Annotated in this window: 5 protein-coding genes and 1 pseudogene; all 6 read left to right on the plus strand. The window is 34.5% G+C overall.

Annotation, left to right across the window (positions count from 1 at the left end; translation table 11 throughout):
• Window positions 1-582, plus strand: a 582-nt coding sequence (locus H346_RS0107930) for a Cna B-type domain-containing protein (RefSeq protein ID WP_027970609.1), incomplete at its 5' end; no start/stop codon positions are given.
• A 610-nt stretch (window positions 583-1,192) separates the two neighbouring features.
• Window positions 1,193-1,864: a helix-hairpin-helix domain-containing protein gene (locus H346_RS0107935; RefSeq protein ID WP_027970610.1), complete on the plus strand. Its 672-nt coding sequence runs from the start codon at window positions 1,193-1,195 to the stop codon at window positions 1,862-1,864.
• Window positions 1,845-4,088, plus strand: a complete 2,244-nt coding sequence (locus H346_RS0107940) for a DNA internalization-related competence protein ComEC/Rec2 (protein ID WP_027970611.1) — start codon at window positions 1,845-1,847, stop codon at window positions 4,086-4,088. The genes H346_RS0107935 and H346_RS0107940 overlap by 20 nt, the downstream gene beginning before the upstream one ends.
• Before the next feature lie 89 nt (window positions 4,089-4,177).
• Window positions 4,178-5,218, plus strand: a complete 1,041-nt coding sequence (gene holA, locus H346_RS0107945; protein WP_027970612.1) for a DNA polymerase III subunit delta — start codon at window positions 4,178-4,180, stop codon at window positions 5,216-5,218.
• A gap of 94 nt (window positions 5,219-5,312) precedes the next feature.
• Window positions 5,313-5,918: a superoxide dismutase SodA gene (gene sodA, locus H346_RS0107950; RefSeq protein WP_027970613.1), complete on the plus strand. Its 606-nt coding sequence runs from the start codon at window positions 5,313-5,315 to the stop codon at window positions 5,916-5,918.
• Window positions 5,919-6,340: 422 nt separating this feature from the next.
• A pseudogene (locus H346_RS10360) lies at window positions 6,341-6,916 on the plus strand (IS3 family transposase); the annotation flags it as partial.

The raw sequence follows: 6,916 nt of genomic DNA on the forward strand, positions 1-6,916 counted from the left end.
GTCACCTTGACAGCCGCCACCGATTGGAAACACACTTTTAAAGACCTACCAAAATATGATGAAAAAGATGGTCATGAAATTACCTACACTATTTCAGAAGTTAAGGTAGATGGTTACACAACAGGTATCTCAGGAACAGCTAAAGACGGCTTTACCATCACTAACACAATTACAGGTAAGGTATCTGTACCGGTAACTAAGAGATGGGTTGGAGAAGCAGGAGATAGTGTTACGGTCAACCTATATGCAGATGGTAAGAAAATAGCTACACAGAAATTATCAAAAGCTAACAACTGGCAATACACTTTTGGAGATCTTCCGCAATATAAAGATGGAAAAGAAATCATTTACACTGTTGAAGAAGAAAAAATATCTGGGTACACAGTAACTGTTACAGGAGATGCTAAGAATGGTTTTGTCATTACAAATACCAAAGATATTCCAAATAAACCAAGCACTCCAAAACATAATCTTCCAAAATCAGGAGATGAAGGAAATTTATCCATGTATGTGGGCTTAGTATTAGTATCCGCAGGCTTACTTCTTCTGTTAGGCATCAGACGTAGAAAAAATGGGAAGTAAGTCGGAGAAAACAAGGCAAGCATAGTTCTCATTATACTTAGAACATTGCCGATTTGCCATTTGTCAAGCCCATCAAGGCTTTTCAAAAAAGTATATTTTAAGACAGTAGGGAATTAGTCCCTGCTGTTTTCTTATAGCTTGAAGCCATAAAGGAAAATGGAGAAATATGATGTCTAGAAAATCTTATCGTTAATTCACAGGTGTCTTTAAATTGATTAACGAGGTGTTAGAAGCCTTTTATATTATATGTTCCCTAAGTCAGGCTGCTGTCCTTATAACAACGCTGTGACAGAGAACACTTATTGTTTTCATTCTTTTTAGGTTGAGTTTGTCAATCAAGAGACATGTCATTTCTGACCATTAGAAGCTCAGAAAAAGCTCAGAGTTGATGTCCATATCGTATTCATGGTATTAATTATCAAACACCAATGGCTTTGAAATGGATAAATACACTTTATAAAATTTTTAAAGAAAACCGCTAGCATAGTGAACTGCTAAAAATGCTTACTTAGTTAGAAAAAAGAATTTGAGGAATTTAGTTAAATGTAAAAAATGGAAAAGAACACCATTTATTTGATATTAATTTCGAATAAATAGATGAGGTGAGAAAATGATTGAAGAATTTTTGAATAAAGGAAGAACAATTTTTAGAGAATACTATTCTTTGCCACGCTTCATAAGTCTTTTGCTATGTTTTTGTATGTTACTGGGGTTTAGCCTTTTTTTCTTGACAAATAAGCGGAGTAAACCAGAAACGATCTCGTTAAGTGACATATCTCAAACAAAGCGTAAGGATAGTTATGAAAAAACAACTTATTCTAATTCTAAAACAAAGCAAGAAGATCGTCTCTTAGTTGATCTTAAAGGTGCAGTCCGTAAGGAAGGGGTGTATCAATTATCTCCGAATAGTCGCGTAGGAGATTTGATTGAGATGGCTGGTGGTTTAACAGAAGAAGCTGATAGACACGCTATCAATTTAGCAGAAAAACTGGTTGACGAGCAAGTTGTTTACGTGGCTAAACAGGGTGAGGACATGTCAGTAATTACCTCAGCAAAAATGAAAGGCACCTCAGTCACTGCAGAACGTTCAAAGCTTAACCTCAACAAGGCTAGTCTAGAAGATTTGCAGAAAATCTCAGGAATTGGCTCCAAAAGAGCTCAAGATATTATCACTGTTAGAAATCGTTTAGGAGGATTTAAGCGTCTTGAAGATTTATGTCAAGTTACTGGTATTGGCGAAAAAATACTCGAGAAATTAAAAAATGAGATCTCTGTGGACTAAATGTTTTCCCCTCCCTAGTATCCAACTAGCTCTTTTAATTTTAGTTCTTTATTACCAAATCAATACTCCTAGTTGGGTGACTATTCTACTTAGTATTTGCCTGATTGTTTTATTAATTAGACGCTTTTCTAAAAAACAAATTAGAAAAACTTTAGCTATTTTAATTTTCTTTGCGTTTCTTTTTACCGTTCAAAAAACAAATTTAAGGAATCAATTAGAGAATCATCCCTTACAGGTAACCTGGGTTGAATTGATTCCTGATAGCATAAAAATTAACGGTGACCAGTTAGCTTTTATTGGTCGTTATAATAAGCAATATTATCAATTGTTTTACCGCTTAAAGACAAAAGAGGAAGCCAGCTTTTTTCAGAAAGAGCATAGGTTTTTAACCATTCATTCGACGATTAATTTAGAAAAAGCAGAAGGACGCCGTAATTTTAAGGGATTTAACTATCAATCGTATTTGGCTTATCAAGGAATCTATCGAGTAGGACAATTTGAGTCACTTGAAAAAATTAATGTTTCAACACCTAAATCAATAGGTGATTATTTCTCTTCTCTTAGGCGACAGGCGATTGTCTTTTGTCAGCAAACTTTTCCAAAACCAATGAGTCATTATATGACAGGACTTTTATTTGGTTATTTAGATAAATCTTTCGGACAGATGACCGACCTTTATAGCCAACTGGGAATTATTCACCTGTTTGCTTTATCAGGCATGCAAGTTGGTTTCTTTTTAACTTATTTTAGAAGATTTTTGATAATTTTGGCTATTCCAATAGAATGGATCAAATGGCTAGAAATTCCTTTTGCTCTTTTTTACGGGGCTATGACAAGCTATAGTATTTCAGTTATCAGGAGTTTATTACAATCACAATTACGGCATTGTAACCTAAAGGGACTAGATAACCTTGCTTGTACCTTTTTATTACTGGTTTTATGGGATGCCCATTTTTTAATGACCATCGGTGGTGTTTTGACGTTTAGTTATGCATTTATTTTGACATTAGTGACCTTTGAAAATTATTCTGAAAGAAAACGACAATTTCTTATTTCTTTAACGACTTCTTTAGGGATTTTGCCGATTTTACTCTTTTATTTTTCGAGTTTTAATCCTATTTCGGTAATTTTAACCACTTTTTTGTCTTATGTTTTTGATCTTCTAATATTACCTGTTTTGTGTACCGTATTTTGTCTATCTCCTTTTTTGAAATTGACAATATGTAATGAACTTTTCATTTTCCTAGAGAGAGGAATACATTTTTTAGGAAATGTTTTTAGCCAGTCATTTGTCTTTGGAAGTCCGACTATTTGGCAATTACTTATTGCTTTGTTCAGTCTTGCAATTCTCTATGATTATCGAAAAATTAGAAAAAAAGTATTGCTTTGTGCAGGAGTTTTATTACTAACTTTCTTGTCTATCAAATTCCCTCTTAGTAACGAAGTCACCATAGTTGATATTGGTCAAGGTGATAGTATTCTAATTAGAGACTGGCAACAAAGAACTTTATTAATTGATGTCGGTGGTTTACCAACATATTCTCGAAAAGAAAATTGGCAGAAGGGGCATCAGATGGCAAATGCTCAAAAAACATTAATTCCCTATTTGAAAAGTAGAGGGATTAGTCAAATTGATCAATTACTAATTACACATGCTGATTCAGATCATATGGGAGATATGGAGGTTGTGGCTAAGACTATCCGGGTGAAAGAGATTCTTATTAATCAAGGCAGTTTGACGAATTCTCATTTTGTTCAACGCTTAAAAAGGTTAAAATGCCGGGTTAGGGTTTTACATGCAGGTGATAAGTTGTCTATTATGGGAAGTGAGTTACAGGTACTTTATCCATGGACAGCAGGTGATGGGAAAAATAATGATTCTTTAGTCCTTTATGGCAAGTTATTAAATCGCCGTTTTCTCTTTACAGGGGATTTGGAAAAAGAGGGGGAAGATCAAATTATCAAACGTTATCCTAACTTAAGAGTGGATTATTTAAAATTGGGGCATCATGGTTCAAACACCTCTTCAAGTGAAGCTTTTTTAAATCATATTCAGCCCAAGACAGCTTTTATTTCAGCAGGAAAAAATAATCGCTATAAACACCCTAACCCGAAAACTTTAAATCGTTTGGAAGAAAGAAATATTAATTACTACCGAACAGATATTCAAGGTGCTGTTCGATTAACGGGTTGGACAAAATGGCATATTGAGACCTGTCGTTGAACAGAAGTATGAAAACGCAGTGGTTTTCTATTCATGTCAATTCAGGGTTAGACACTCCTTATTTACCTAAAAGATGATATAATGAAAATATGATTGCGATAGAAAAGATTGATAAACTTAGTAAACAGAATTTAGGACTGATAACGCTTGTAACAGGAGAAGACGTCGGTCAATACAGCCAGTTAAAATCTTATTTAATGAAGCAAATTGCTTTTGATAAAGAGGATTTAACCTATTCTTATTTTGACATGTCCGAAGCGACTTATCAAGATGCGGAAATGGATTTACTTAGTCTGCCTTTTTTGGCTGATCAAAAGGTTGTTATTTTTGATCAGTTATTAGATATTACCACTAATAAAAAAAATGTTTTAAAGGAAAAAGAGTTAAAGGCTTTTGAAGCTTATTTAGAAAACCCTTTGGAAAGCACTCGCTTGATCATTTTTGCTCCAGGGAAATTGGATAATAAGCGTCGTCTTGTTAAGCTTCTAAGACGAGATGCACTTGTTTTAGAGGCTAATCCGTTAAAAGAAGCAGAACTAAGAACCTATTTTCAAAAATATAGCCATCAGTTGAATTTAGGTTTTGATAGTAGAGCTTTTGATCAATTGTTAATGAAATCAAATAATGATTTTAGTCAAATCATGAAAAATATGGCATTTTTAAAAGCTTATAAGAAAACTGGTAATGTTAATCTTGGTGATGTTGAACAGGCAATTCCAAGAAGCTTACAGGATAATATTTTTGATTTAACGAGATTCATCTTACAAGAAAAAGTTGACACAGCTAGAGGTTTGGTACGTGATTTACGACTATCAGGCGAAGATGATATTAAGTTGATTGCTATTATGTTAAGCCAGTTTCGCTTGTTCTTACAGATAGCTATTCTGACACAAGCTGGAAAAACAGAGCAACAAGTCGTTTCAAGTTTATCAGATGTCCTTGGGTATCGTGTTAATCCTTATCAGATCAAGTATGCTATCAAGGATTCAAGAACGGTGTCAATTGCTTATCTTAAATTTGCAGTTAAAACATTGATTAAAGCGGATTATCAGATAAAAACAGGCATTTCTGATAAGGATTACTTGTTTGACATTGCTCTTTTAAAATTAGTTACAAAACAAAAAAGGTAAACATGTAACTATTTTAAAGAAGTAATCAAATTAGTTGAAAGCTCTCATTTTTTGCGATAAGATAGACCTATCATAAAGGAAAAGAGGATGTAGAATGACTATTATTTTACCAAAACTTCCATATGCGTATGATGCTCTTGAACCATATTTTGATACCGAAACAATGATGCTTCATCATGATAAACATCATGCAACTTATATTGCTAATGCTAATGCCGCTTTAGAGAAACATCCAGAAATTGGTGAAAATCTTGAAGAATTGTTAGCAGATGTTAACAATATCCCAATGGATATTCGTCAAGCGTTGATTAATAATGGTGGTGGACACTTAAACCACGCACTTTTCTGGGAATTATTATCTCCGGAAAAGCAAGAGGTTACTGCTGATGTTGCCCAAGCCATTAATGAAGCTTTTGGGTCATTTGATGCCTTTAAAGAGCAATTTATAGCTGCTGCAACTAGTCGTTTTGGATCAGGTTGGGCATGGTTAGTTGTTAATAAAGAAGGTCATCTTGAAGTGATGTCAACAGCCAATCAAGATACTCCAATTTCAGAAGGAAAACAACCAATTTTAGCGCTTGATGTTTGGGAGCATGCTTATTACCTAAACTATCGTAATGTTCGTCCAAATTATATCAAAGCTTTCTTTGAAATTATTAATTGGAAAAAAGTTTCAGAACGTTACCAAGCAGCTAAATAAAGATGACCACCAGTCTCAAAGAGAGATTGGTTTTTTTAGATAGTCGTGGCGCTGATGCTAATTAAATTGGATATATCGCAGATTATCTGTCAAAACAACTTGAGTTAGTAAGTGTTGTAGATTAGCTAATTCTTTGCCGATGGTTTTTCAATATCGAAAAGGGAACTTAGTACAGAAAATCTAGTTCCAATTATTCATTTGATGGCTAATAACTGCCATAATGATGTCTAAAAGATATGTTCCCTTCTTCGAGTCGTCAATGATTTTTGAAGGCTCCGAATGAGACAGCCAAAATCACCCATCTCCCCTCCCTCTTCATGGGAGTAACGACATCGTTTGGGATAGATACTATCTGAACAGGTTACACTAAACTAGACAGAATTTATAAAGTGTTCTACACTAAAGAAAATAGGAGAAAAACTATGTCTAGAAAAATTCGCCGTTACTTCACAGATGACTTCAAACAACAAATCGTTGACTTGCACAATGCAGGTAGAAAACGCAGTGAACTGATCAAAGAATATGATTTAAGGCCCTCAACCTTCGATAAGTGGGTTAAACAAGCAAGAACAACTGGTTCCTTTAAAACTGTCGATAATCTGACAGATGAACAACGTGAGTTGATAGAACTCAGAAAACGAAATAAAGAACTCGAAATGCAATTAGACATCCTAAAGCAAGCGGCAGTGATTATGGCACGAAAAGGAAAATAATCACTGCTAACAAGGACAAATACAGCATTTCAGATATGTGTCGTTGGTTGAAGATTCCTCGCTCTAGCTATTACTACAAAGCTGTTAGGCCAGTACCTGAAGCAGAACTTGGAGAAAAAATCAAATCTATCTTCCTCGAAAGTAAGTCTAGGTACGGAGCCAGGAAGATAAAAAAATGTCTGGAAGTACAAGGAATCAACTTGTCTCGCCGTCGGATTCGTCGCATCATGAAGAGATTGAATTTGGTTTCTGTTTACCAGAAGGATACCTTCAAACCGCATTCTA

It is taken from the genome of Streptococcus castoreus DSM 17536, assembly GCF_000425025.1.
In the GTDB taxonomy this organism is placed as follows: Bacteria; Bacillota; Bacilli; order Lactobacillales; family Streptococcaceae; genus Streptococcus; species Streptococcus castoreus.

What these genes read in the sequence shown, in the direction of transcription:
- sodA (WP_027970613.1), top strand. Translation starts at nt 5,313, where the DNA reads ATGACTATTATTTTACCAAAACTTCCATATGCGTATGATGCTCTTGAA.
- holA (WP_027970612.1), top strand. Translation starts at nt 4,178, where the DNA reads ATGATTGCGATAGAAAAGATTGATAAACTTAGTAAACAGAATTTAGGA.
- H346_RS0107935 (WP_027970610.1), top strand. Translation starts at nt 1,193, where the DNA reads ATGATTGAAGAATTTTTGAATAAAGGAAGAACAATTTTTAGAGAATAC.
- H346_RS0107940 (WP_027970611.1), top strand. Translation starts at nt 1,845, where the DNA reads ATGAGATCTCTGTGGACTAAATGTTTTCCCCTCCCTAGTATCCAACTA.